The organism is Nocardiopsis nanhaiensis, assembly GCF_054778635.1.
Genome location: NZ_BAAGZJ010000076.1, coordinates 1 through 25,601 on the forward strand (window position 1 = coordinate 1; position 25,601 = coordinate 25,601).

Sequence of the window (25,601 nt, forward strand, 5' to 3'; positions counted from 1 at the left end):
GGGTAGCGTCGGGCACGTCGAGGTCTTTCGGATGGATGGCGTAGGAACCTCCATCGTCGGGAGACCTCGACGTCTATCTGCGGACCGACGCGCCCGGCCGACCTACACCTTCATCTGGGAAGAGCCTCTTTGTCCAGATGATCGTGTTCACCGCGGTGGCGATCGTGACGGTCGGGGTGGCCGAGGACATGCAGCGCGGGGTTATGGACCGGTTCCGCTCCCTGCCAATGAGCCGTGCCGCGATCCTGATCGGAAGGGTCGGCTCGGAGGTCCTGCGCAACGTCATCGCCTTGACCGTAATGATCGTGTGCGGGCTGATCATCGGTTTCCGCTTCCACGGGGACTTCGGCCAGATCCTCGGTGGCTTCGCGCTCCTGCTTCTGTTCGGTTTCTCCTTTTCCTGGCTGGGGGCTGTCGCGGGCCTGCTTCTTCGCAGTGTCGAGGCGGCGCAGTCGGGCATGCTCGCCTGGCTCTTCCCCTTCGCCTTCATCAGTTCGATCTACGTTCCGGTCGAATCCATGCCGGGCTGGTTGGGTGCCTACGCCGCGAACAGCCCGGTCACGCTCATCACCGACACACTGCGCGCCTGGTTCAACGGGCAGGACGCGGGCTCCGCGCCCTGGCTGTCCGCCGCGTGGTCTGTGGGGATGATCTTGGTCCTGGTACCCATCGCGGTGCTACGGCTGCGACGACTCTCCAGCTGACCGGCTGACCCGGTTTCGTGAGCGCCTGGGTGGCAGCGGCTACCGGGTGACGGGCGCCTACGGGGGAAGGTGGCGTAATTCCATGTCCATCATCAGATACCCAGAAGATCCGATGGGCGAGGTTCGGTCCTCGCCGCCGGCGCGGTCGGGGGAGGGTACCGACTCGAATACCCCCGCCGCACCGGACGTTTTCGATACACCGGCTGCGTTGGAACGGGCTCTGCACGGCATCCGGGACTTCGCGGACAAGGTTCTGGAGGGGGAGAAGCGAAATCACCGCGGCGCTGTCTTCAGCGCAAGGGGCGGAGAACGTTCCCTCGACGGATTCCTCGCCGAGGCCGGATCCGGTCCGATTCGGGAGATCCGGGCGGCACCGTCTGAGGCGAAGGGTTTCCACTCGGCTCTGGTGCACCGCCGAATCCGTTCGACCGGTCACGAGGTGGACTCTCTCCTCACGGAATCCGCGGCCCTGGGACTGTCCGTGTGGGAGAAGAAGCTGTTACGGCCGGGAGGCCAGAGGGTGACCGGCCATGAGCTGCCCGCCTCACTCCTGCTCGGAGAGAGGTCCGGGCTGATCATGGCCGCCGCATGGAATGGAGCCGAACGTTTCCTGCTGGTACGGGACGAGGACATCCTCGGGCTCTTGAACCGCATGTTCCAGTTCCTGTGGGTGGAGGCGATCGATCTGTCGCTGTTCCACCGGCAGGCCTGGGATGACGACATCTGTGACCAGGTCCTTTTGTGCCTGGCCCAAGGGCTCAAGGACGAGGTGGCCGCTCGTAGACTCGACATCTCCGTGCGTACGTACCGCAGATACGTGGCTGATCTGCTTCGACGGTTGGACGCCACCTCACGGTTCCAGGCCGGGTACCAGGTCGCGAGGCGCGGCCTGGTACCCGGGCGTTTGCTCAGGTCGGGGCAAGAGTGATCGGTAGTGACTCGTAACCCCAGATCAGGTTGGACCGCAGCCGGACGGGAGCGCTCGTGGGCGCGGCCTGACCGACCCGGTTGATCCACTCTTGGAACACGGCCCTCAGTTCCAAGGACGCCAGGGTTGAACCCACACAGAAGTGCGGACCGTGAGCGAAGGCCAGGTGGCGTGTGGCCGGTGTTCGGTCGACGATGAACTGTTCGCCGGAGGGAAAGACCTGTTCGTCTCGGTTGGCCGCGCCGAGCCACAGGGTGACGCTGTCCCCCTTCGCGATTGTCTGTCCTCCCAGCTCGGTCCCGTGGGCGGCCGTGCGCATGATGTGGAGTGCAGGGCTCGTGTAGCGCAGGATCTCCTCCACAGCCCCGGAGAGCAGATCGGGCCGGTCACGTAGTAGGCGCCACTGATCCGGATGTTCCATGAGGGCACGAACACCCCCCACGATGGCGTGACGCGTGGTTTCGTTCGCCCCCGAGATCAGCCCGTCGCAGTTGAGCCGGATCTCGTCATCGGTGAGCGGGCGGCCGCCCACCCTGCTGTGCACCAGGGCGCTGACCACGTCGTCTCCCGGAGCCCGGCGCCGGTACTCCATCAGGGTGCTGTAGTACACCAGGATGTCCGCGTGTGCTTCGGCCGCCTCCAGCGGCGGGGTGGAACCGTCGAACGCCTTCATCGTGTTGTCGAGCATGAAGCTGCGGTCTGACTCGGGAACACCCAGAAGGTCGCAGATCACGGTGACCGGGAGCCGGGCGACCACCTGTGGCAGATCGGACGTGCCCCGTTCGAGGAGCTCGTCGACCACCTCCTTGGCCGTGCGTCGTACTCCGATCGTCAGCTTCTCCACCATGCGGGGGGTGAACGCCGCACCCACCACACGCCGTAGGCCGGCGTGCAGGCGCCCGTCAGAGACGATGAGCAGCCGCCCGGAGGCCGCTTCGACGGCGGCGGGGGAGGTTCCCAGCCGCATGCCCTCCCCGGAGATGAACGTCTCCGGGGACTTCAGCACATGGGAGACGAGGTCGTGTGTGGTCACGGCCCAGAACGAGTCCCGGTCGCCCCTACATGGGTTGCGGTGTACGGGAGCATGGGCCCGCAGCCGGGCCCACCGGGGCTCGGGCTGTCCTTCGCGGTAAAGGTCCGGGTCGGCCAGGTCGATATCAGAGAGTTCCTGCGGTGTCGTTCCGAGGTGATCGGGGGTGTCGGTCGGTACGGGTTCTGTCTGCGCGCGCTCCATCAACGAGTCCTTCAGGTCGTGCTCTCCTGACTCATCCTTTCGATGAGGCTTTGCGGTCGCATGTCGGTCCATGAGGACTCGACGTGTTCCAGGCACTCGTGCCGGGCGGCGGGGCCGAAGGCCTGTCGCCACCCGGCGGGCACCCCGGCGAACGAGGGCCACAGGGAATGCTGGTTCTCGTCGTTGACCAGGACCAGGTAGGTGCCCTGCTCGTCCTCGAAGGGGTTGGTGGTGTTGTCGCTCATATCCGGTGCTCCGTCCGGTGGGGTGGGGTGTGGTCCTCGGTGGTCAGGGGAGAGGTCTGGGCGCGCTCGGGGACAATGCCTTCCCGAGGACGGGGGTGATGTGGTCGAGGGCCGTCGGGCTCGTCATCCCCGCGTGGTCAGTCGGGACGTCGTGCGACGTCAGACCCGTTTCTGCAAAGGGGTCCCACGAAGAGGGGGAAGGCGGTGTCTCTTCCCACCCCTGGGTGGCACGGAAGTGGAGAGTCGGAGCGCGGCACACAGAGGGGTGGTAGGAACGGGCCGCCCGTGAGGTGCGGTCCAGGCAGTCCCGGATCGCCGTGAGCCGTTCCGGGGGCAGGTCGGCCCGGCCGGATTCGCGGAGTAGCCGTGCGGCGTCCTCCGGTGAGTTGATGTCCTCGACTCTGGGAAGCCCGAAGTACTCCGTCAGGAGGAAACGTACGGCCTCGTCGGGAGCCATGGAGGAGTAGGGCGGAAGGACGGCGGGCGGGTAGGAATCGAGTAGAGCCAGGAGCTCCACCTGTTCCCCTTCCTGTTCCAACTCGGCCGCCATGGCCTGGGCCACCTGTCCTCCGAAGGACCACCCCAGGAGCCGGTAGGGGCCCTTCGGGGAGATCCTCCGTATACGTGCGACGTAGCTTCGCGCGGTCTCGGGCAGGGGCCGGTCCGCGTGCCCCCCGCTCAACCCTTCGTCCTGAAGCGCGTAGATCGGGATCCGGCGGTCCAAACGGCTCAACAGGCCGGTGTAGCACCAGCCGAAACCGCCGGCCGGGTGGATACAGAACAGGGGTGGTTCGGAACCTTCACGGCGCAGCGGCAGGAGGGGTTCGAAGCCGTCGCTGGAGCCTCCGTCTCCGCGTAGACGGATCGACAGCAGGGCGGGTGTGGGAGCTTCCAGGAGGTCCCGAAACGAGACGTCTTCGCCCAGTTCGGCACGCACTTGCGCGGCCAGACGGGGGACGAGTAGCGAGTGCCCGCCGGAGTCGAAGAAGTCGTCGTTCACACCGACGCGGTCGAGCCCGAGCACTTCCGCGTACACCGAGCACAAGAGAGCTTCGTCCGGGGTGCCGGGGGCTTGCGCCGACGACACCGGTGCGGGTAGCCGCGCGCGGTCGATCTTGCCGGTGGGGGTGCGCGGGAACTCGTCCAGGACGACCAGCCCGGAAGGTATCGCGTGCGGGGGCAGGAGGCCGGCCAACCCCGCCCGCATCCGGGCCGTGTCCGTGGTCCCCGTCTCGGTGGGATCGGCGGTCACGTGGGCGATGAGTCGGTTCCCGGCCGGAGTGTCCCCGTGTACCGAGACGACAGCCTGGCGTACAGCCGGCAGTGAACGCAGCGCCGACTCGACCTCCCCGGGTTCGACGCGCACCCCACGCACATTGAGCTGGGCGTCCGCTCTCGCGACGAAGTCGAGTCGGCCGTCGACCCTGCGTCGCACCAGATCACCGCTGCGGTACATCCGTGTCCCCGGTGGCCCATAGGGCGAGGGGAGATAGCGTTCGGCGGTGTCCGCGGGTCGCCGGAGGTAACCGCGGGTCACACCGGGGCCGGTGTAGTACAGCTCGCCCACTTCACCCGGGGGTACCGGGAAGAGGGCCGCGTCCAAGACCAGAGCCCCGGTGTTGTGGATCGGTAGCCCCAGGGGGGCGTCATCGTGACCGCAGAACCCGTGCAGACTCTCACACGACGCCTCGGTGCATCCACAGAAGTTCACCAACCGCGCGTTCCTGAACCGCTCGGCCACGCGCGTGGCCAGAACGGGCGGTAGGAGTTCTCCGCTGGCCGCCAGGAGGCGGCATCCTGCGAGCAGGTCGCGGCGATCCTCGGTAGCGTCGAGAAGCGCCTCCAACAGGCTGGGCGCGGACACGAGCACACTCGCCCCGGTCGACGCGATGAACTCCGCCAACAGTTCCGGGTCCCGGGCGGTACGCGCGTCGGCGAGGGCGACCCGGCCACCGTGCGCCAGTGTCTGAAGGATTTCCACGGTGCCGTCGATGAATGCCGGTGAACTCTTCGCGCACAGTGTGATCTGCTCAGTGCGCCCGTCACCGAAGTCGCACAGTTCGCCGAACCAGGACAGCCGGTTCACCAGTCCTTCCTGTGTGCCGACCACACCCTTGGGGGTTCCGGTCGACCCGGACGTGTAGATGACGGAGACCGCGGAGCCGGGTGTGAGGGGAGTACCACGGTCCAGGTCGTCGGGGGTGTGGTCGGGGCGGCGCGCCACCGCCGCATCGGTGGCGGGGGCGCCGAGGACGACGATGTCGGTATGCGGGGCCCGTTCGAGTTCCCGGACGATCGAAGCGCTCGTCGAAGCGCTCGTGATCACCACGTGGGGGCGGGCGTCGGTCAGTGTCGCCCCGATACGGTCCGGGGGGTGGTCCACATCGATGGGGAGGTACGTACTGCCGGCTTTGACCGCGGCCACTAGGGCCACTACCAGGTCGACACCTCGGGGCAGGGCCAGGGCCGCGATCCGTTCCGGACCACACCCCAGGGACAGCAGATGGTGGGCCAGCCGGTTCGCACGGGTGTGCAGCTCCCCGTAGTCGAGTTCGGCGCCGTCCGTGTACAGGGCGGGTAGGTCGGGGTGGGAGCTCGCCCGCTCTTCGAGTAGCTCCGGGACAGTGCCCTTAGGGAGGGGGACGTCCTCGCCCTGCTCGCCGACGCGGAGCGCTCGACTCAGCCCGAAGACGTCGACGCGTTCCAGGGGAGAGTCGGGTCGTTCCGCGAAGGCACGCAGAGTCCGTCGCAGGTGCCCGGTCAGGGCGGTGGCCCGTTGACGGTCCACCAGATCGGTCCGGTGATCCAGCCGTATGTGCAGGCGGGGCCCGGGGACGATGATCAGGGTCACTGGGTAGTGGGTGCCGTCCAGCCCCTCCCGGATATGGAAGGTGAGTTCGTCCTCGGAAGGGTCGGTGTCGGGCGCCATACGAGGGTAGTTCTCGAAGACGACCACGTTGTCGAAGATGCGCGGCATCGAGCAGGCCCGGTGGGTCTCGGCCAGTCCCACGTGCTGGTGTTCGAGCATGCGGGTACGCCGGTGCTGGGTTTCCAAGGCCGCGGTCACCGGTGTCGCGTTGGGATTCAGGATCGTCCGCGCCGGAACGGTGTTGATGAATAACCCGATCATGCGTTCGACCCCCTCGATGTCGGGGGAACGACCGGAGACGATCGATCCGAAGGCGACATCGTCGCGGCCGGTGATCCTGGACAGCACCAGGGCCCAGGCTGTCTGGACAACGGAATTGAGCGTCAGGCCGTGTTCTCGCGCCATCGAGGTGAGCGCCTCGGTCTCCTCTATGGTCAGATCCTCACCGACACGTCCGGGAAGTGCCGGAACCGCCCCTGGAGGTGCCGTCCGGGCCAGGAGGGTGGGGGACTCGAGCCCCGTCAGTTCTTCCTTCCAGGCCTGTAGATCCTTCTCGCGGTCACGTCGGGACAGCCACACGAGGTGATCGCGGTAGGAGGGCGGAGCGGGTACGGTGCCGACGGCCCCGTGGGACAGGCAAGCCCGGTAACGGTCGGACCATTCGGCGATCAGCAGTGGAGCGGACCACCCGTCCATCAGGATGTGGTGGTTGGTGAGGACGAGTCGGTGCCGCGATGGGGCCAGTTCCGCGAGGAGCACCCGCATCAGAGGGGGGCGCTCGAGCCGGAAGCGTCGCAGGCGCTCCTGCGCGGCGAGTTCGCTCAGGGTGCTCTCACGCTCTTGGACCGACAGTTCGCGGAGGTCGACCTCCTGCCACGGCGCGGTGACCTCTTCTGGGATCACCTGGACGGGTGAACCCCCGTTCCGTTGGAGGAACCCGGCCCGCAGGTTGGGATGCGCCTCCAGTACGGAGCCGAACGCCTCCTTGAGGCACGCACGGACCAACGGTCCGTCCAGGTCGATGGAGAGCTGGACGTTGTAGACGTCCGGCCCTTCCTTCCCGTCCACTGAGTGGTGGTAGAGCAACCCTTCCTGAAGGGGTGTCAACGGCCAGATGTCGGCGATGGTCCGAGAGGTCACGGCGTGTCCCTCCAAACGGATTCGATCTCTTCGATCTGTTCTTGATCCAAGTCCAGCAGTGGCAGGTCGGACGGGGTATGACCGCCTGTCTCCCCCTCGGCGACGTGGGCTGCGATGGTCTCCAGGGCCGTCCGCCAGTCCTCAGCCAGGGCGTGTGCCTCCTCCTGAGTGAGGCAGGTCGGGGCCCAGGTCCAAGTGGTGATCAGTCGCGAGCCGCGGACAGCCGCGTTCAGGTCCAGGGCGTGGGCCAGGGGCATCCTGGGGTCGGCGCCGCCGCCGACGGCGGCTCCGGCGGGGGAGGGCCCCCACGCCGCTGGTGTGGACTCGGGCAAACGGCTCAGGTAGTTGAATCCGATGTCAGCCGGTCTGGGCGCCGCGACCTGTTCGGCGGTGGCCGGGTTGAGGTAACGCAGCAGCCCGTGGCCGAACCCCCGGTCGGGAAGGGCACGAACGGACTCCTTCACCCGTTTCACGGCGTCGGAGAGCCGTCGCCCCTTGTCCTGTGCGGTCGGGTCCGTGTAGGGCCAGGACAACGGGAGCGGGTGGGCACTCGTGAACCAGCCCACGGTGCGTCCGGGGTCCAGATGGTCGGCCACGTGTTCACGGCCGTGGTTCTCCACCTCTACCAGCAACCCGGGGAAGGGGTCCTGGCCCTGGCGTGCCCGGTGCTCGGCGGCGGCGTACAGCAGGGCGGTGAGCAGCAAATCGGGTACGGCGGCGTGGAACGCCTCGGCAACCGGTCCGATGAGGGCTGCGGTCAGTTCCTCCGGGAGTTCGATGGTCAGGTGCCGGGCTCGGCCCCACATGTCTTGGAGCGGATCCGAAGGCGGAGGGAGAAGAACCGGCGGGGTGGTCGACAGCATCCGTTCCCATTGGTCGGCCTCGGCTGTACGGGTGGGGGAGGTGGCCTCTTTTCGCAGCGCCTCCGCCCAGGCACGGAAGGGTAGGGGAGGCCGGAGGGCCACGGTGCGCCCCTGCTCGAGGGCGCGCCAGGCGGTGCCCAGATCAGCGGCGATGACACCCCACGAGACCGCGTCGACGCCCAAGTGGTGGATGACCACCAACAGGTGTCCGAAACCTTCCCCGCCCCTGTCGAACCAGACCACGCGAACCATGTCGCCCCGGTCCGGGGCCAAGGCGTCGGCGGCCCCGGCCGCGGCCTCGGCGATGACCTCCGAAAGCTCGTTCTCGGAGTGCTTCGCGACTGGCACGCGCCGCAGGATGTGCTCGGCCCGCACAGTCCCGGGTTCGGTGGTCTCCCAACGCCAGCGGCCGTCCTCGTCCACGCCCAAACGGGACCTGAGCATGTCGTGGGTGTCGAGCAGGGCCTGGAGGGTGGAGAGCAGCCTGCCCCGGTCCGCGTTCGCCGGTGTGAGGAACACCTGAGCCTGGTGGAAACGGTCGATCGGGGCGTTCTGCTCCCGGAGCCACTCGACCACCGGGGTCAAGGGGACCGGGCCCGGATCGGTCGTGATGGATTCGGAGACGGTCTCGTCCTCTCCGGTTCTCTCCGCCGCGGTGACGGCAAGGCCAGCCGCCGTGGGCGTACGGAAGACATCGCGTGGGCCGATGGCGAGTCCGCGTTCGGCCGCACGGGCGACCACCTGGACGGACAGGATGCTGTCCCCGCCCAGAGAGAAGAAACTCCGGTGCGGGTCCACCTCGGTCACCCCCAGCACATCGGCGAAGATCGCGGCCATGGCCGCCACCTCCGGGGCGGCCGTTGCGTGACGGCGCGCGGTCGGGGCCGACGGGGCGGGCAGGGCCGCACGGTCGAGTTTCCCTGTATCCGTCAAGGGCAGGGCGTCGAGCACGACCACGTGTGCGGGCAATATGGCCGAAGGCAGAATCCGAGCCATGTGTTCGCGGATCTCTTCGGGGCCGGGAACCTCGGCCCCTCCCCTGACCGGAACCGCGTAACAGATCGGCTTGGGGGCAGCGTGGCCGTCGGAGTACAGGTGCAGTGCGGCGTCGGCTACCCCGGTGTGGTCGACGGCTGCGGCGATGATCTCCGAGGGTTCCACCCTCTGCCCGTTCAGCTTGAACTGCTGGTCCGAACGGCCTACGAAGTGCACGGACCCGTCGGAGTGGCGGCGGGCCAGGTCGCCGGTCCGGTACATCCGCGCACCGGGAGGCCCGAAAGGGTCGGCGACGAAGCGCTCGGCGGTCAGGTCCGGCCGGTCGATGTACCCCCGGGCCAGCCCGGGGCCCGCGAGGTAGATCTCTGCCACGGTGCCGTCGGGGACCGGTTGCAGTCCGGCTTCCAGCAGGCGTACCGTCACGCCTCGGATCGGGGATCCCAGGTGCGGAGGGGCCACAGAGCCCAGGGGGTCGGTGACGGTCGCTGAGACGGTGGTCTCGGTGGGACCGTAGGCGTTGAGCATGCGCGAGTGGCCGTGCCAGAGCCGAACAAGGTGTTCGGGGCACGATTCACCCACCACATACATGACCAGTCCCTTAGGGAGGCTGTCCGGGGGGACGGTGGCCAGCACTGACGGCACGATCGCCAGGTGCGTGACATCGTGCTGGTGCGCCAGGTCCGAGACGAGCGAACCCACCAGGGGTTCCCCACCGCCGGGTAGGACCACGGCGGCCCCGCTCAGGATCGGTGCGCACATCTCCCAGGCCGCCCCGTCGAAGGCAGGGGAGGCCGTTTGGAGAACCCGTGAGCCGGTGCCGAGGCCGCCCAGCTCGTTCGCGGAGGCGACAGCGGTATTGGCGAGTCCGGCGTTGCGGATCGCCACTCCTTTGGGACGTCCCGTGGAGCCGGAGGTGAACACCACGTACGCCATGTCCTCGGGATCGACGGGACGACCCCGTTCGGCGTCGGTGACCGGCCTCGTCCGCTGCGCAGCCGGAGATCGGTGGACGAAACGGATGTCGAGGCGAGGCAGGTGGTCGGGGAGGTCGACTGGGTCGGCACCGCTGATCAGGATCCGCGCGGAGGACGTGGCGAACAGTTCGGTGATGCGCTCTGCGGGGTGGCCGGTGTCGAACGCCACGTACCCGGCTCCAGCCTTCCACGCGCCCACGATACCCACGATGATGTCGAGGTCGCGGGGCAAAGCGAGGGCGACCAGGTCCCCGGTTCGGATACCGCGGTCGACCAGTTCGCGTGCGAGGCGATCGCCCAGGGCGTCCAGTTCTTCGTAGGTGAGCAGGTCGTCACCGCAGACGGCCGCTGCGGCCTGTGGGGTGGCACGGACCTGACGTTCGAACATCGACAGCGCGGTGTCGGGCACTGGGTCGGGCAAGCCCGATGTGTGGTCGGTTCTGCCACGTTCCACCGCGGTGCGCACGTCCAGTTCGCGCAGGCGTAGCCACGGGTCGGCGATCAACACGGAAAGTGTGTGTCTGAACCGGTCGGCGAGTTTCTCTACGGTGGTGTGGTCGAACAGGTCAGTGCTGTACTCGATCCCTCCGAGCAGGCCGCCGGGGGCGCCGCCTCGCCTCTCCTCGGTGAAACCAAAGGTCAGGTCCAGGCGCGAGGTGCCGGTGTCCACCGGGATCGCGCGCATCCGCAACCCGGGCGGTTCCGCTTCGGGCGAGGGTGTGTTGTTCAGGGCCAGCAACACCTGGAAGAACGGGGCCTGATCGGTACGCCGCTCCGGGGAGAGCTCGGAGACCAGACGTTCGAAGGGGACGTCCTGGTGGCTGTAGGCCTCCAGGTCGGTGTTTCGCACACGGCCGAGCAGTTCCGCCAGCGTGGGGTCGCCGGAGGTGTCCACCTTCAGGGGCAGGGTATTGACGAAGAACCCCACCAGTGAGTCCAGGATCGGGTCGGACCGTCCCGCCACAGGAGTACCGACCGTGATGTCAGTCCCCGCGCCCATCCGGGTCAGCAGCGCGCACAGTGCCGTGTGCAGCACCATGAACAAGGTGACTCCCCGGTCACGGGCCATCTCCAGCAGTTCCGCGTGGAGCGCGGCGGGCAGCGAGAACTGGACTGTTCCGCCCTGGTGGGAAGGGACGTCCGGGCGTGTCCGATCGGTGGGCGGGGTAACGGTCTGCGGTGCGCCGTCCAGGGTGGTGCGCCAGAATTCCATCTGTGCCTGTGCGGGGCCCTCGGGGGCCTCCATTACTTCCCGTTGCCACAACGCGTAATCGGAGTACTCCACCGGGAGGGTGGGCAGTTCGGGCACGGATCCGTTCGCCCGGGCGCTGTAAGAGGTGACGAGGTCGTTCATCAGGGGGCGAAAGGACCAACCGTCCCCGGCGATGTGGTGCACCAACAACAGCAGCACGTGCTCGTTGGCAGAGAGCGTGTACAGGTGCGCGCGCAGCGGCCGTTCAACGGCGAGGTCGAAGGGTTCCTGTGCTGCCCGGGACAGTTCATCGGCCAGCGTGTCCTGGTCCGCGGTGTGCCGTTCCATCTCGATCCGGGCCGAGGCCGGGTGCAGCACCCGCTGTGTGGGACGCCCGCGTTCCTCGGGGAACACGGTGCGCAGGACGGTGTGGCGGTCGACCAGGTCCTGAACAGCGGCGCTCAGAGCGGTGGCATTCAACTCCCCGGTCAAGGAGAGCGCCATCGGGATGTTGTGGGTGTGACCGGAGCCTTCCAGCCGCTGGAGGAACCACAACCGTTGTTGCGCGTAGGAGAGAGGACGGTCGCCCGGCTCCGCACGGGGGCGCAGGGGAGGCAGGGACGGTACGGGTGAGGCTTCGGCGATGAGGGCTTCCAAAGCCGCGGGGGTGGGCGCCCGGAAGACGTCGCGGACGTCGATCCGGAAACCCAGCACCGTACCGACACGGCTGACGACCTGGGTCGCCTGGAGTGAGTGACCGCCCATGTGGAAGAAGTCGTCGTAGGTACCGACCTCCTCCACCCCCAGAATGTCGGCGAAAAGGTCGCACAGGATCTGTTCCCTGGGTGAGCCCGGAGGACGTCCGCCACCCCTGCGGGCGGAAAGCCTCGGGAGCGCGGAACGGTCGATCTTCCCGTGCCGGGTGAGGGGCATTCGATCGAGTACCCGGTAGGAGGAAGGGAGCATGTAGTGGGGCAGCCGGTCGGCCAGGTGGGCGCGCAGGTCGAGGATCAGGGCCTCGTCCTCACCCGCTGACCGGGGGCGGTTCGCCAGCGTCTCGTGACCGGCGGGGCCACTCGACGACGGGAGGACGAATCCTTCCGAGGAGGAACCGTTGGGGAGAAGGTAAAGGTCCACCCGGAAGGGTGAGTCCGAGGAGGGGACCGGCACCACGGGCCGTCGATGGTCGGCCACGGTCCGCCGGAGCGCGGCGATGGAGTGGTGGGCGGGGTCGGTCGCCGCGTCGAGGTCGGCCGTCACCGCCGCCACGGTCGCTTCACCGGGCAGGTCCGTCACCAAGGTGTCCAGTGCTTCGGCCCGGGCCAACAGGGGGTTCGGAGTACCACGCACGAGCAGGGCACCGGTCGTGTCCTCGCGTAGGAGCCGGTCCAGGGAATCCAACGTCCCCGGATTCTCGTCCCAGCGCAGTTCACGGGTGACCGTGGGCGTGAACTCCGGGGCTCCCACCGTCCGGAGCACCACCTCGTATCGGTGGGCGGCCAATTCCCAGGGGACGTTCTCGGAGTCCCCCTTGGTGCGGATGTCCGCCCCGGCGATCAGCGGGTGGCTCTCCGCCAGAGTGCGGAAGTAGGCAGGGGATAGGCACAGCTCCCGTTCGTCGAGTGTGCCCAGCACCGCGGTCGAGCACACGTCGAGCAGCCGGGCCGAGGGTTTGGCGCGCTCCAGCGCGCCTTCGCGTTGCAGATGCGCGAGTGTGTCCAGGTTGCGCACGTCCCCCACGTATACGGCACCACCGGGGGCGAGCAGGCTCAACACACGGTCCAACACCTCGGTGAGGTAGTCCTGGTCGGGGAAGTACTGGACAACCGAGTTCAGGACGACGGAGTCGAAGTGACCGGAGGGGAGACCGGAGAGGTCGTCCGCGGCGCGAGCGGACAGGCGTACCCGATCGCGCAGTTCGGGGTGGCCGTCGAGTTGCGCGGAGAGCGCGTCTACGGCCGACACGGAGATGTCGGTGCCGTGGTATTCCTCGCAGTGCGGTGCGACGCGGGACAGAATCAGGCCGGTGCCCGTACCGATCTCCAGTACCCGGCGGGGCGACAGCCGGAGGACACCCTCCACCGCTGCGTCCCGCCAGCGACGCATCCCCTCTATCGGGAGCGGGGTGTTGGTGATCGTGCTGTTCCAGCCCCTGAAGTCCTCACCGAAGGAATCACCGGAGCCTTCGTACTGGCGGTCGAAGAGGTTCCGCCAGTCGCCGAGGTGGTGGTCCCGCCGCTCGGCTGAGGAATCGGGGGCACGCCTGGTGACGTAGGCGGCCAGAGACCCGCCCAGGTCGTCCTCCCGCAGGATCACGGCGGCTTGGGATACCTCCGGGTGGGATCCGAGAGCATATTCGATCTCGCCGGGTTCCACACGGTGACCGCGCACCTTGACCTGGTCGTCCGCGCGGCCCACGAATTCGAGACCGCCGTCGGAACGGAGCCGGACCAGGTCGCCGGTCCGGTACATGCGCTCACCCGGTCCGACGAACGGGCAGGCGACGAAACGCTCCGCCGTCGCCCGGGGCCGGCCCAGGTAGCCACGGGCCAGCGCGGAACCGGAGACGTACAGTTCCCCGGTGACACCTTTGGCCACCGGACGCAGCCGCTCGTCCAAGATGTGCAGTCGCGTGGAGGGCAGGTCGTCACCGATCGGTACGTATTCGGCCTCACGTCCCAGAGGAGGGCTCATGGACGCGCACACCGTGGTCTCGGTGGGTCCGTAGGCGTTGATCATGGTTCGGTCGCGAGACCAGCGTTCCACCAGGGACGGGGAACTGGCCTCACCTGCCACCACCAGTGTCTCAACTGAGGGCAGGGTCTCCTGCGGGGAGAGTGAGGCCAGCGCCGAGGGCGGGACCGTCAGGTGTGTGATGCCGTGGCGTGCGACGGTCTCGGCCAGGTCGTTTCCGGCCAACGCCGGTTCCGCGGGTGGGACGACCAGGGCCGCCCCGGTCAACAGACCCATGAGTGTCTCCCAGAACGCCGCGTCGAAGGTGAACGGGGCGAACTGGAGCACTCGGGCCCCGGGACCGACGCCGAGCCGTTCCCGGTGTGCCTTGACCAGGCCGGAGACACCCGTGTGGGTGACGCCGACGGCCTTGGCCCTCCCGGTGGACCCCGAGGTATGGATCGTGTAGGCCAGGTGCTCAGGGTCTCGGGCCCGCTTCACCGAGGCGGGCAGCCCGGTGGGCCGGGCGGCCGTGCGTGCCAAGGTCCGAGGGGAGTCCACGTCCACGCGTGCGATGGCATCGGCCGCAGGGGGAAGGAGGACCGTCTCCCGGGTCACCAGCAGGGCCGGGGGCACGTCCTCCAGGATCGTGGTGATCCTGGCCTCCGGGTAATCGGGGTTTACCGGCAAGTAGGCGGCACCGGTCTTCAGAGTGGCGACGGCGGCCACCACCAGGTCGACCGAACGGGGCAGGACGAGTCCCACCACGCGCTCTGGGCCAGCCCCCAGGTCCATGAGTTCCCGCGCGAGGCGATCGGCTCGCGCGTCGAGCTCCCGGTAGGAGAGCTCCATGTCCGGCCCCACCAGGGCGGTGGCGCCTGGTTGGCGGCGCGCGGTTCTCTCCAGCAGGTCCGCCGCTGTGTCGGAGGGGTCTTCCAGCTCGGACCGGGAGCGGACGGCCGTGTTGTCCAGAGGGAGCAAGGACAGGGGGGTCTCCGGAGCCTCGGTGGCCTCGTCCAGAAGGGAAGCCAACATGGTGACGAGGTGTTGCACGGTCTCGGCGTCGAACAGTTCGGTGCTGTATTCGACGTAACCGCTCAGCCCGGCGGCGTCGCCGTGGACGTCGTACTCCTCCTCCAAGCTGAACGACAGATCGAACTTGGAGATGCCGGGGGAGACGGGTTCGGGTTCGACTCGTAGGTCACCCAGGCGCAGGTCGGCGTCGGGCGCGCTCTGTAGTACGAGCATCACTTGGAACAGGGGTTGCCGTCCGAGTGCTCGGTCGGGGTTGAGCCGTTCCACCAGGAGGTCGAAAGGCAGCTCCTGGTGGGAGTAGGCCTCCAGGTCGGTGCTCCTCACCCGATGCAGCAACTCGGTAAACTCGGGGTCCCCGGAGGTGTCGGTGCGCAGCACCAGGGTGTTGACGAAGAATCCGACCAGGTTGTCGAGCCTTTCGTCGGTCCGTCCGGCGATGGCGCTGCCCAGCGGCAGGTCGGTTCCCGCGCCGAGCCGGGTGAGCAGTGTGGCCACGGCCGCGTGCAGCACCATGAAAAGGGTGCAGCCGTGGTCTTGGGCAAGTCGTACCGCACGTCGGTGCAGGTCGCTGTCGAGCCGAAGGCGATGGATGTCGCCGCGGTGGTCCTGATCCCGAGTCCGGGGCCGGTCCGTGGGCAGATCCAGTAGACGAGGGGCTCCACGCAGCCGGGACCGCCAGTAGGCGAGGTCGCGGGCGGCGCGACCACGAGGATCACGGATGTTGCCGAGGACCGTCTCCTGCCACAGCGTATAATCCGCATAGTGCAGGTCGAGGGTGGGAAGCCGTACGGTGCCTCGCGTGCGGGCGTCGTAGGCCTCGGCCAGGTCTCGCATGAGGGGGCGCAGGGACCAACCGTCACAGGCGATGTGGTGGACCAGTAGCAGAAGGACGTGATCGTCGGGCGCGGTCGAGAGCAGCTCGGCCCGGACCGGGATCTCTTCGGCCAGGTCGAAGTGGTGGGAGACCGCCTCCACCAGCCGGGCGGAGAGTCCCTCCGCGGTCGTCGCGGACTGGTGGAGGGGGACCTCCACCTGGGGCAGCACCCGCTGTTCGGGTAACCCTCCGCTCTCGGGGAAAACGGTGCGCAGGGACTCGTGTCCGGCCACCACGTCGTTCACCGCGGCGGCCAGGGCATCTGTGTCAGGGATTCCGTGTAGCCGCAGGGAGAGCGGGATGTTGTAGGTGGAGGCGGGACCCTCCAGCCTGTGCAGGAACCACAGGCGCCGCTGTGCGTACGACAGGGGGATGTGCTCGGGGCGCTCTGACGCACGAAGGGCCGGTCTGGACTCACCCCCGCCGGTCAATCTCGGGGCGATCCCAGCCGGGGTCGGAGTATCGAATACCGCTTGCAGCGGCACCTCCACCCCTGTGGCGGCGCGGATACGGCTGACCAGCCTGGTTGCCGACAGCGAGTGCCCGCCCAGGGCGAAGAAGCCGTCGTCGGCGCCCACACCGTCCACATCCAGCACCTGGGCGAACAGCGAGATGAGCAGTTCTTCGTGCGGGGTGCGGGCGGGCCGGGCGGACGTGGACTTTGAGGGCTCGGGCAGGGCGGCATGGTCGATCTTTCCGTTGGAGTTCAACGGGATACGGTCCAGGGGCACGACGGCGCTCGGCACCATGTACGAGGGGAGGGTCTCCTTGAGGTGCGCCAGGATCTCCTCGGAGCGAAGGGTCCCTTCCGGTTGTGGTGTGGCGTAGGCGACCAGGTGCCGGGATTCCGAGGTGTCGCCGAGGACGACCACGGTGGCCTGCGCCACGCCTGGGGCCGCGAGCATCGCGGCGCGTACCTCGTCGGGTTCGATGCGGAAACCGCGGATCTTGACCTGTGCGTCGCTCCTGCCGACGAACTCCACTTCGCCGTCGTGGTTCCAGCGCACCAGGTCGCCCGTCCGGTACATGACCGTTCCCGGCGGGCCGAAGGGGTCGGCGACGAACCTTTCGGCGGTGGCCGCCGGGGCGCCTCGGTAGCCCCGGGCCACCCCGGCGCCACCGATGTACAGTTCGCCCCGTACCCAGGGGGGGACCGGCCTCAGGTCAGCGTCCAGGACATAGTGGCGCACACCGTCCATCGGCGGTCCGATCGGTGGGGCGTGGTCGCCGTCGACGTGGGCCGCTTTCAACGGCAGGCAGGTGCTGAAAGTGGTCGTCTCGGTGGGCCCGTAGACGTGGACCACCGTTGTCTCCGGGCAGGTGTTCATCACCGTGTGCATTGTGCGTGCCGATGCCAGTTCCCCGCCGGTCCACACCTCCCGTACGGAGCGCAGGGCTTCGGGCTGTTCCTCTGACAGGAGGACGAACAGCGCCGTGGTGAGGAATACCGCGTCCACCCGGCCTTCGGCCAGGGTCTCGGCCAGAGCCGTCATGGACAACCGGCCCGCCGGGGCCAGTACACACGTGCCCGATCCCAGAAGGGGGACCCACAGCTCGTAAGTGGAGGCGTCGAAGGCGTGCGGTGAGTGCGCCAGCACGCGACGGTGGGAGCCGTTCTTCCAACGGTGGTCCGCTGCCAGGTCGAGGATGTTCCGGTGTGTCACCGTGATGCCCTTGGGCGTCCCCGTGGAACCGGAGGTGAACATCACGTAGGCCGCCCGATCCGGGTGCTCGCCGGTGGCCGGGGGGTGGTCCGCCCCTTCCGTGTCCTGAGGGTCGACCACCAGGACACTGGGGAACAAGGCACGGGCGCGTTCGGCTGACACGGGGTCCGCCACCACCGGTCCGGCGCCGCTGCGGCGGTGGATGTCCACCAACCGCTCATCCGGCTGGTCGGAGTGCAGGGGTACGTAACAGCCCCCCGCCTTGAGAACGGCCAAGGAGGCCAGGGCCAGCTCCGGCGCCCGGCCGTGTAGCAGGGCCACCGGGACCTCCGGGCGCACCCCTTGGTCGCGGAGCCGGTGTGCCAAGTGGTTGGCGCGCCGTTCCAACTCGCGGTAGGAAACGGTGACCGCGCCTTGGACGAGTGCGGGCGCGTCAGGTGTGGCGGCGGCCCGTTCGGCGAACACGCGATCGACCGTGTTCCTGGAATCCGGTTCGGACGACCGGCCCAGGGCGGACAACAGCCCGTGTTCGCCCTCGTCCAGGATGTCGAACTCGGCCAGTGGGCGATCGGGCTCGGACATCGCCTGTGCGAGCAGGGTGTTCAGACGCTTGACCAGGGATCGCACTGTCCGCGGCGTGAACATGTCGGTCGCGTATTCGACGAAACCCTCCATTCCCTGAGGAGAACCGTCATGTCCGTGGGATTCGGTCAGGTCGAAGGTGAGGTCGAAACGCGCGGTTCCAGTGGGCAGGGTGGACGGGGTCACGTCCATACCCGGCAGGTGGAAGGAGGGGCGGGGCGTGTTCTGCAGGGACAGCATGACCTGGAACAAGGCGCGTTCCCGACCAGTGCGTTCCGCGGAAAGCTCCTCTACCACACGGGTGAAGGGAAATTCCTGGTGGGCATAGGCGTCCAGGTCGGTGGCGCGCACCCTGGTCAGGAGTTCGCGCAGGCTTGGACGCCCCGAGACGTCGGTACGCAGCACCAACGTGTTGACGAAGCAGCCGACCAGGTCGCGGTTCCATTCGTCGTACCGGTTGGCCACGGTCGTGCCCAAGGGAATGTCGGTACCCGCCCCCATGCGTTGGAGCAATGCCGCGAGTCCGGCCTGGAGCACCATGAACGGGGTCGTGCCCGTCGAGCGGGCCGTTTCGGTCAACGCGCTGTGCAGGGTCTTGTCCAACCGCCAGTCCACACGTGCCCCACGGCCGTCCCTCCGTGTGGGGTGCGGTAGGTCCGAGGGCAGCTCCAATGACTCGGGAAGTCCGTGGAGCCGCTCTCGCCAGTGCGCGACTTGTTCTTGGAAGTCTCCCGCCAGGGTCAGGGAGTGCTGCCACACGGCGTGGTCCCGGTAGGTCACCGCGGGTACGGGCAGCTCCGGGTCCGTGCCGCTCAGACGTGCGGTGTAGGATCGCCGAAGGTCGGTGACGAGTGGTTCCACCGAGGATCCGTCGGCCGCGATGTGGTGGAGGGTGAGCAGGAGGACGTGCTCCCCTCCCGCCGTGGTGAACAGCCGAGCGCGCAGAGGGGGCTGTGCTGTCAGGTCGAACGGCCGGGAGGCCTCCCGGAGCAAATCCTCTTCCAGGTCGTCGGAGGTGACCACCTCCAGACGGGGGGCGTGTTCCGGCGGCAGAACCCTCTGCTGGGGGACGCCCTCCTCCTCGGGGAAGACGGTACGCAGGGGTTCGTGTCGGGCCATGACGTCCGACACGGCCAGGGAGAGGGCCTCCCTGTCGGGTTCGGCGCTCATTCGCAGTACTAGCGGGATGTTGTACGTGGGCGCGTCGCTCATCCTGTTGAGGAACCACAACCCCTCTTGCGCTGGGGAGAGCGGTACCGGACCGGTGTGCTCCACACGTTCGGGCCGCGGGGGGCCGTTCGGGGTATTGCGGGCGGCTCCCAGCACCCGGTCGGCCATGGTGGAAACGGTGGGATGGTCGAACAGGTCGGCTACCGATAGCCGCACGCCCAGGTCTCGGCGGAGCCGTGTGACGGTGCGGGCGGCCGACAACGAGTGCCCGCCCATGGCGAAGAAGTCGTCGTGCGGGCCGATGCTGGAGACGGACAGTTCGTCGATGAAGATCTGTCGGATCAGGTGTTCGACCGGGTCGTCCGGGCCGGAGGAGTGTTCAGGTGAGCGGGTCACCAACAGTTCGCGGTCGACTTTGCCGTTGGGGGTCTGGGGTAGGGCGTCGAGCGTGATGATGCGACCCGGAACCATGTAACCGGGCAGATAGCGGGTGAGAGCGGACTCAAGCTGGTCGACCTCGACGTTCCCGCCGACGCTGTCCGGGGCGACGAAGGCCTCCAGGGAACCGCCGGAGTGGTCGGGGCGGACGATCACGACGGCCTGTCCCGTCCCGGGGAACGACTCGATGAAGCGTTCCACCTCGCCGGGCTCGACCCGGTGTCCGCGGACCTTGACCTGTTCGTCTGAGCGTCCCGCGAACAGGAGGGTGTCCGGGGTGGTTCTGCGAACCAGGTCACCGGTCCGGTACATGACCGAACCGGGAGGTCCGTCGGGGCAGGCGACGAACCTCTCCGATGTCTGGCCGGGACGTCCCAGATAGCCGCGTGCCAGTGCCGGACCGCGCACGTACAGCTCCCCGGTGTCCCCCACGGCCACGGGCCGGAGTCGTTGGTCGAGGACGTACAACTTCAGGCCGGGCAGGGGAGCGCCGATGGGAGCCGGGCCTGCCGTCCCGCCCACTCCGACCTCCATGGACGCGCACACAGTGGTCTCGGTGGGGCCGTAGGCGTTGACCATGGTGCGGCCCTCCGACCACCGCTCGATCAAGGAGGGCGAGCAGGCCTCGCCGGCCACCACCAGGACACGTACGGACGCCAGGTCCTTCGTGGGATCCAGGGCGGTGAGGGCGGAGGGCGGGAGGGTGAGGTGGGTGATCGCCTCCGTGCGTACCAGGTAGGCCAGACCCGCCCCGGGTGCGATTCTGCGTTTGGGTGCCGTGACCAGGGTCGCGCCGGTCAGCAGGCCCATGACCATCTCCCAGAAGGAGGCGTCGAAGCCGGCCGAGGCGAATTGCAGGACCCGGTCGCCCGGACCCACTCCCAGGTCGCGCGCGTGCGCCAAAGCCAGTCCGGCCACACCGCGGTGGGTCACCACCACACCCTTCGGATGCCCGGTCGAACCGGAGGTGTGGATCACGTAGGCGGCCCGGTTGGCGTCGTGGTCGGGAAGCGTCCGGACATCAGAGGTGCGTGCGATCCGCTCGACCGTCTCGGGAGCGTCCAGAACGACCGGGGGGAGGACACCCTCGGGGAGGCGGGGAGCCACCGAGGAGTGCGTCAGGACCAGGGCAGGGCGGGCGTCCGACAACACCAGAGCGATACGTTCGTCGGGCACGTCCGGGTCCACGGGTACGAACGCTGCCCCCGCTTTGAGCACGGCCAGGATCGCGGTCGGATGGTCCATGCCGCGGGGCAGGACGACGGCCACACGGTCCTCGGTCCCCACTCCGAGCGCGACGATGTGTCGGGCGAGCCGATCCGCGCGCGAGTCGAGTCCGGCGTAGTTGAGGGAGTCTCCCTCATAGCGCAGGGCCGTTGCCTCGGGGGTGGCGCGAACCTGTTCCTCGAACAGATCGGTCAGGGAACGCGGGCCCGCGGTCCGGTGCTCGTGTGTTCTCCGTGGTGCGGTGGTCGTCCCCGGCGGGACCGGCTCGTTGCGGTCCGCCGCGACCTCGGTCAACGTCGACGCGAATCCGAACAGGTATTCCGCGCAGTCGGTACGCGAATGGACGGAGGGGTTGGCCCAGACGATGAGTTCCAGCTCGCCCGAGGGGTGGGGGTGGAGCATCACCTCCAGGTCGTCCACCGGACCGATAGCGAACCAGGTTCGTGTCGAGGGGTTGCCGCCGAAGGAGGGTTCGCCCGAGAAGCTCAGAACGTTGACGATGGGACCCCACAGGCGAGGGGCGTCCGGGGCCGGATGCAGATCGCGGCGCAGGTCGGTGTAGGGGTAACGCTGGTGGCGCAGGCTCAGGCCGATCGCTTCAGAGGTGCGGCGCGCGAGTCCGTCGAAGTCGAGGCCGGTGGCCCACGGGACGGCGAGCGGTTGCAGGGTCGTGAGCATCCCCGGGACCGTGCGTTCGGCCTCTGTCGTCCTGGCTGTGACCGGGAGGCTGATCACCATGTCCCGCCGTCCGGACACCTCGGCCAGGTGACGCGTGACGGCGGTGACCGCCACGCGTGCCCAGGACAGCCCCAGGCGTTCGGAACGCGTGCGCAGACCGGCCAGCACATCGGCGTCGAGTGTGCGGGCCAGGCGCAGGTAGGAGGCCTCCGGCGGACTGGGAGGCCCGCCCAACATCACGGGCCGGGGTAGGGAGTCCGACCTGTGTGCCCAGAAGGAGCGATCACGGGTGTACTCGTCGGACGCTCGGTAGGCCTGTTCGGCTTCGATCAGGTCCTCGAAGGTGAGGCCGGTGGCGGTCGGGGGCGGGGTCCCCTCGATCGCGGCGTCGTACAGCGCGGCCACCCTGCGGGAAAGGAGCATGACGCCCACACCGTCGAACGCGATGTGGTGGTATCGCTGGTACCAGAGGTGGCGGTGTTCGGACAGGCGGAGCAATGCCTGGGTGAACAGGGGACCCCGGGTCAGGTCCACCGAGGAAGAGACGTCCTCGCGCATCCAGGCGTTCGCCGCGGCTTCGGGATCGGCGCGTCCGGACAGGTCCTCCACATGCACGGGACGGTTCTCGGGCGCCGTCGGGACCTGAACGGGAACTCCGTCCACCTCCTCGAAACGGCAGTGCAAGGCCGTCGCTTCGTTGACTGCGCGTCGCACCGCCGCAGACAGGGCCGGGAGGTCCAGAGAGCCCCGGATGTCCAGGAACGAGGCTTGGTTGTACACGGAGCCGGTGGGGTCCAGCTCGTGTCCGAACCAGGACCCGGTCTGCGCGGCGGTCAGGGGGAGGTGACGTGAAGGGCTGTCGGACATCGGTGGCTCCGTTCAGGAACGAGGTTCTGTGGGACGGCACAGGAGGAGCCCCTTGCCCCCTCCGAGGGGGTGGACCCTTTCCACGGTGAGTCCGGCCTCTGCTATCAGGGTCAGGAACTCGTCGATGCGGCGTTCGGCCCCGGAGAAGAGCGACATCATGTACAGGTCCATGAGTGCGGGGAGCCTGGATTCCTCACCGCCGTCCTGCTCGTAGATCAACTCGGCAACGGCGAGACGGGAGCCGGTTCCCATCGATCGCCGACAGTTCGTCAGGATGCGCAGGCACGAGGTGTCATCCCAGTCATGGAGGATTTCGCGCAGCACGTACAGGTCGCCGCCGGGCAGTGGCTCGAAGAAGTCGCCTCGGACCACCGAGGCGCGGCCCTCCAGACCCCTGTCGGACAGGCGCCGTTCAGCGGCCACCACCGCAGAGGGCAGGTCCACAAGGAGCCCGGAGAGTTCCGGCTCGGCGTCGAGCAGATGGGCCAGCAGGGCACCGTCCCCACCTCCCACGTCGACGACGGTTCCAGTAAGGGAACCCGCGAGAGCTGCGTGGACCGCCTGGAACTCCCGTTCGACGTCCCGTTCCTGGGAGGCGTCGAACACGGTACGCAGATCCGGGTCTGTTCCCAGATGCTCGAAGAACCCCTGGCCGTGGACGTGGGGGTAGGCGGGATCTCCGGTGCGGACGGTGTGTGCCAGAGCACCCCAGGCCGGTCCCACGGCACGTCCCACCAAGAGCGCGGTCGACCGTAGGGATGCGGGGGAGCCGGGGGCGAGGGTCTCGCCGAGTGAGGTGAGCGTGAAGCGGCCGTCGGCGGACTCCTTGAGGATGTCGAAGGCCCTCAGTGCGCGCAGCAGCCGATACAGGGACTTCTCGTGCACCTCGCATTCGCGGGCCAGCTCCTCGGCCGTCAGAGGACGGATCGCCAGGTGGTCGACGACCCCCGCTTCACAGCAGGCGTACAAGGCCTGTGTGAGAAGTTGGCCGTAGAGCATCGATCTCATGACGTCGATCTCGTCGCCTTCCTCGGCCCGGGGCTGAGCGGCGCCGGTCGTTTTCACGGGAGGGGTCACGGCTGTTCTCCTTCCGGCCCCGACGGGTCCGGTGCCCCGAACCGGGCGCGGGCCCTCTCAGCCAGTTCGCGCATGAGCCCGTCCCGCAGAGCGCCAGATGCCTCCTCCGGGAAGCGCTCCCGGTACTGCTGGAACCAGTGGCGCCGACCATTGAGGAAGAGGATGTCGTGCGGGGCCATGAAACGGATGGCGAAGAGCGGGTAAGGGGAGCGGGCCACCGGGAAGAGCGGGTTGCGTACGGCACCCTCGTCGCACTCTGGGTGGAACTGCCCGAGCATCAGCCCCAGGTCCACGGCAAGGTCCTTGAGTTCCGGGTGCACCTTGTCGATCAGGGTCCAGTGTTCGCTCGCCAGACCGGGGAAGGCCACGATCTGGCACTCCAACCGGGTGGCCCGGGAAGGCTGATCCTTGTCCTGGCTGCGTGCGGTGAACGCGTGCAACGCTTCAACCGTGATCTCCCGAATGCGTTCGGGGTCACCGTTGTCCACGTCGTAACGCAGGGCGAAGTCCATCTTTCCGGCTTTCAAAGCCGGGTTGGTGAAGGGGCACACGGCCCCGGAGCGTCCGATGGCGGGAGAGGGTTCCCCCACGGACTCGCGGAGCCAGTCTTCTAGCACGGCCAGATCCCGGGCGGCATGCTCCTGGTGGTCGTTCGGGTGGACGTCGGCAACATGGAAAGACTCATGGCGGCCGGAGGCCGTCGGTTCCATCGGAGTACTCCTCGGTGCTCCGCGAGGCCGGTTCACAGCCGCGGAGAATCTCGCCTATTAGGTGGTCAACTTTGTGAACACGTCTTCCACGCGGGCCAAGGCGGAGGACACATGGGGGAGGCGGAGGGGATCGTCGGCTGTGAAGGTCTCGTACACCTCAGGTCCGCTCCTACCGCACAACAGGCTGGTGGAGGCGCGAAAACGCAGGCGGCGGGGGTCGTCTCCGAAATGGTGGCCGCCCAGTACAGCGGTCTCGTGACGCTCCAACAGGTGGGCTTCGAGTGAGGGCGCGTCGACCACCCCGTGCAGGGCCAGATCGTCGCGATGGTGCTCGAAATCGGGATACACGTAGAAGGCGCCGTCCGGACGTGGTGCCGTGGCCCCCGATTGCACGGTGATCCAGTACACGGCCTCCGTGATCGTGCGCTGTACGCGGGCCGCCGCGGCTCGGTGGGAGACAATCTCCGGTGGTTCCGTCAGCGCGTACTCCGCCGCTTCCTGCAGGGGGCGCGCGGTGGTCGACCACACCTCGCTGGCCACGGACCGCACCCGGTTGAAGAGTTCCGTGCCGACGGGGCCTTCCGGGAACCGGGCGAGACCGATGCGCCAACCACCCAGCCCCAGACTCTTGCTCGGCCCGGTGGTGATCAAGGTGCTCGCGGGCGCGAACTCAGCGGGGCTCGCGACCGCTGCCGGATCCACCGACATGACGTCTCGGTAGATCTCGTCGGACACGATGAGGAGCCCTTCCTCCTGGGCGATCCGACACACGTGTTCGATGGTCCCCTCATCGGGAAGGGAACCGGTCGGGTTGTCAGGGAGGGTGAGCACCACCAAACGGGGATCGGCCCCCGCCGCACGCGCGGCGCGCACCCGCCCCGAGAACGCCGCGGGGTCGGGAAGCCCGCCGAGGCCGGGGGGTGTGCCCACCCAGATCACACGCCTGTTCGTCAACGCGGCCTGAGCGCGGTAGGTCAACCAGGACGGTCGGGGCAGAACGATGTCTCCGGGCACCGAGTGGAGTATGGCCCACAGCAGCGCCTTGCTTCCGGGACCGAAGAGGGTCAACTCGGGGTCGGTGGGTAGCCCGCGGCGTCGGAAGTAGCCCGCCGCGGCCTCCTGGGCCCGTGGGGTTCCCTCCACCGGTCCGTAGGAGGTTTCGGCCGCGCCCTGGTCCAACCGGTCGTTCAACTCGGCGAGGGGAGGTAGGCGCGCCTCGCCGAACCCCAGGTGCAAGAGGTCGGCTCCAGTACGTTCCATGTGCTCCACATGCGTGTTCAAAGCCAGGTTGGCGGCCATGTGTGTGGGTGCGCGGGTCTCCTCTTCGGTTCCGCCCGATCGCTGTGGCACCAATGGGTCACCTCCGGAACGTAGGGGCCCGGTACGTGGAAAACGGAGAACGACGCGGGCGTGGCATCCGGAGCTCAGGCTAAGCAGGAAAAAGCCTCATATCAGAGATTC

General features: G+C 68.2%; 9 protein-coding genes. 2 read left to right on the forward strand and 7 right to left on the reverse strand.

Going from position 1 to position 25,601, the window contains the following annotated elements:
• Positions 1 to 77: 77 nt before the first annotated feature.
• Both ACYVD1_RS27135 and ACYVD1_RS27140 read left to right on the forward strand, forming a co-directional pair.
• Positions 78 to 704, forward strand: coding sequence for an ABC transporter permease (locus tag ACYVD1_RS27135; protein WP_460777343.1), 627 nt, complete (start codon positions 78 to 80; stop codon positions 702 to 704).
• A gap of 208 nt (positions 705 to 912) precedes the next feature.
• Positions 913 to 1,632 carry a response regulator transcription factor gene (locus ACYVD1_RS27140; protein WP_460777325.1) on the forward strand — a complete coding sequence of 240 codons (720 nt, stop codon included), beginning with the start codon at positions 913 to 915 and terminating at the stop codon, positions 1,630 to 1,632.
• Here ACYVD1_RS27140 and ACYVD1_RS27145 read toward each other — a convergent pair.
• From ACYVD1_RS27145 to ACYVD1_RS27175, 7 genes are read right to left on the reverse strand one after another with little or no spacing between them, the layout of a single operon-like run.
• Complete coding sequence (locus tag ACYVD1_RS27145; protein WP_460777326.1) at positions 1,613 to 2,866, reverse strand: cytochrome P450; 1,254 nt, start codon at positions 2,864 to 2,866, stop codon at positions 1,613 to 1,615. The genes ACYVD1_RS27140 and ACYVD1_RS27145 overlap by 20 nt on opposite strands.
• 11 nt (positions 2,867 to 2,877) lie before the next feature.
• Positions 2,878 to 3,111 (reverse strand): MbtH family protein, encoded by a 234-nt coding sequence (locus ACYVD1_RS27150; RefSeq protein WP_460777327.1) that lies wholly within the window; start codon positions 3,109 to 3,111, stop codon positions 2,878 to 2,880.
• Between the two features lie 43 nt (positions 3,112 to 3,154).
• Positions 3,155 to 7,120, reverse strand: coding sequence for an amino acid adenylation domain-containing protein (locus ACYVD1_RS27155; protein ID WP_460777328.1), 3,966 nt, complete (start codon positions 7,118 to 7,120; stop codon positions 3,155 to 3,157).
• Positions 7,117 to 22,353, reverse strand: coding sequence for an amino acid adenylation domain-containing protein (locus tag ACYVD1_RS27160; RefSeq protein WP_460777329.1), 15,237 nt, complete (start codon positions 22,351 to 22,353; stop codon positions 7,117 to 7,119). Before ACYVD1_RS27160 ends, ACYVD1_RS27155 begins: the two co-directional genes overlap by 4 nt.
• Positions 22,354 to 22,365: 12 nt before the next feature.
• Positions 22,366 to 23,430 (reverse strand): methyltransferase, encoded by a 1,065-nt coding sequence (locus tag ACYVD1_RS27165; protein ID WP_460777330.1) that lies wholly within the window; start codon positions 23,428 to 23,430, stop codon positions 22,366 to 22,368.
• Positions 23,427 to 24,140, reverse strand: coding sequence for a DUF6875 domain-containing protein (locus tag ACYVD1_RS27170; protein ID WP_460777331.1), 714 nt, complete (start codon positions 24,138 to 24,140; stop codon positions 23,427 to 23,429). Before ACYVD1_RS27170 ends, ACYVD1_RS27165 begins: the two co-directional genes overlap by 4 nt.
• Positions 24,141 to 24,197: 57 nt before the next feature.
• A complete protein-coding gene (locus ACYVD1_RS27175) occupies positions 24,198 to 25,490 on the reverse strand; it encodes a pyridoxal phosphate-dependent aminotransferase (protein WP_460777332.1) in 1,293 nt (430 codons plus the stop codon).
• Between the last annotated feature and the right edge of the window lie 111 nt (positions 25,491 to 25,601).

Excerpts from the sequence above, each read along its gene's own strand:
- ACYVD1_RS27145 (WP_460777326.1), bottom strand. The coding sequence starts at position 2,866 with ATGGAGCGCGCGCAGACAGAACCCGTACCGACCGACACCCCCGATCAC.
- ACYVD1_RS27150 (WP_460777327.1), bottom strand. The coding sequence starts at position 3,111 with ATGAGCGACAACACCACCAACCCCTTCGAGGACGAGCAGGGCACCTAC.
- ACYVD1_RS27160 (WP_460777329.1), bottom strand. The coding sequence starts at position 22,353 with ATGTCCGACAGCCCTTCACGTCACCTCCCCCTGACCGCCGCGCAGACC.
- ACYVD1_RS27170 (WP_460777331.1), bottom strand. The coding sequence starts at position 24,140 with ATGGAACCGACGGCCTCCGGCCGCCATGAGTCTTTCCATGTTGCCGAC.